The sequence below is a fragment of the Streptomyces sparsus genome (genome assembly GCF_054776295.1).
In genome coordinates this window covers 1-1,735 of record NZ_BAAHCA010000979.1, presented here as the reverse complement: position 1 = coordinate 1,735, position 1,735 = coordinate 1, and the positions used below count along the sequence as shown (strand labels likewise).

The 1,735-nt window shown below is 73.0% G+C and carries 2 protein-coding genes; both read right to left on the bottom strand.

Annotated features, from left to right (window positions below; all coding sequences use genetic code 11):
* The coding region (locus tag ACYVE9_RS25540; RefSeq protein ID WP_461030258.1) for a copper resistance CopC/CopD family protein at positions 1-1,309 on the bottom strand (1,309 nt) is incomplete at its 3' end.
* 11 nt (positions 1,310-1,320) lie between these two features.
* The coding region (locus ACYVE9_RS25535) for a copper chaperone PCu(A)C (RefSeq protein WP_461030257.1) at positions 1,321-1,735 on the bottom strand (415 nt) is incomplete at its 5' end.

The window sequence follows — 1,735 nt, the reverse complement described above, 5'->3', positions numbered from 1 at the left end:
GGGCGCCGGCCCCCACCACCTCGGGCTCCGGCTCCGCCGCGTCCGCCGCGGTGGTGGCGCCGGCGCGGTCGGCCAGCCGTCCGGTCCAGCGGCGGGAGAAGAAGGCGACGGCCGTCAGCACCACCATCAGGCCGACCTTGACCATGAGCAGCCTGCCGTAGTCGGTGGAGGTCAGCGCGGACCAGGTGCCGACCTGCCGCCACGACTGGTAGACACCGGTGGCCACCAGGACCAGCACACTGCCGAACGCCAGCCGGGAGAACCGGCGCACCGCCTCGGCCGGTACCGCCGGGCCGCGGTGGAGCGTCGTCAGCAGCATGGTCAGCCCGCCGAACCAGACGGCGACGGCCAGCAGGTGCAGGACGTCGACCGGCATGGCCACCTGCGGCTGGATGCCGGTCGAGGCGTGCTCGGACATGGCCCAGGTCGCGGCTATCCCGGCGGACACCACCGTCCAGCCGATGACCAGGCCGAAGTGCAGGTCAGCCTGCTCCTTGGCGCCGCGTTCCCGGCGATAGGCGCCGAACAGCACGGCGAGGAACAGCGCCGCGGTGGCGAGCAGCAGCAGGCGGGAGACGAGCGCCGAACCGGACGTGGTCTCCAGCACCACGCGCAGCCCGCTGAGGCTGAACACGTCCGACAGCCCGCCCGCGGTGGTGTACGGGTGCCGCAGGAGCAGCAGCAGCGTGGTGGACGCGGCGAGCAGCAGCCAGCCGGCGACCGTCAGCCGCTGCACGTCGCGGATCCCCGCCGCCTGCCGCCAGTTGCCGAGCAGCACGAACCCGGCTCCGCCGACGAGCAGCACGAACCCGCTGTACGCGGCGTAGCGACCGACGGTGTAGAGGTTCTGGACGGCGGCGCTCGCGCTCTGCCGGCCGGTGACCCCGGCGGCGGTCTCGGAGGGCCGGCCGATGGAGAAGGTCCAGGCGCCGGAGATGGGGTGGCTGTCCGCCGAGACGGCCTTCCAGGCGACGGTGAAGGTGCCCTCGGGCACACCCGGCTTCAGCTTGACGCCGTAGGTGACGACGTCACCGTCGCGCTGGTCGACGAGGCTGCCGGTGTCGACGCGGTCGCCGTTGGGGTCGAGGATCCGGACCGCGCCGTCGGACATGCCGACCCGTTCCGAGAAGGTGAGCGACACCAGTTCGGGCGCCGTGCCCACCACCGAGTTCTGCGCCGGGCTGGTGCCGGTCAGCGTGGCGTGCGCGGTGGCCGGCACGGCGCCGGCGAGCACGCCCGAGAACGCACCCAGCAGGACGGCCGCGGCCAGCAGCAACCGGCACACGAGGCGCACAGCGGTGGTGGGCATCGGTCAGCTCCTCAGCTGTGGGAGTGCGGGTCGTGGTTCCGGGCCTCGACGGGCACATCCAGCGTGATGGGATCGGACTTCTCGAAACGCAGCTCCAGCCTCACCTTTTCGCCCTCGGCGGGGGTGCGGGTGAGGCCCATGAACATGAGGTGGTTGCCGCCCCGGGCCAGGGCGAGTTCGCCGCCGGCCGGAACGGTCAGCGAGTCGACCCGCTCCATGCGGTTGTCGACCGTCCGGTGCAGCTGGACGTCGTCGGAGAGGTCGCTGGTGACGCCGGTGAGCCGGTCCGGCTCGTCGCCGTTGTTGGTCAGCACGAGAAAGCCGCCGGCCATCTTGTCGGTGACGGGTTCGGGCACGTAGGCCGTCCCGGGCTCGACCTCCGGGTCCGGCCCGGACGGCTCGCCGGCCGGCGCGGACGCCGACCCG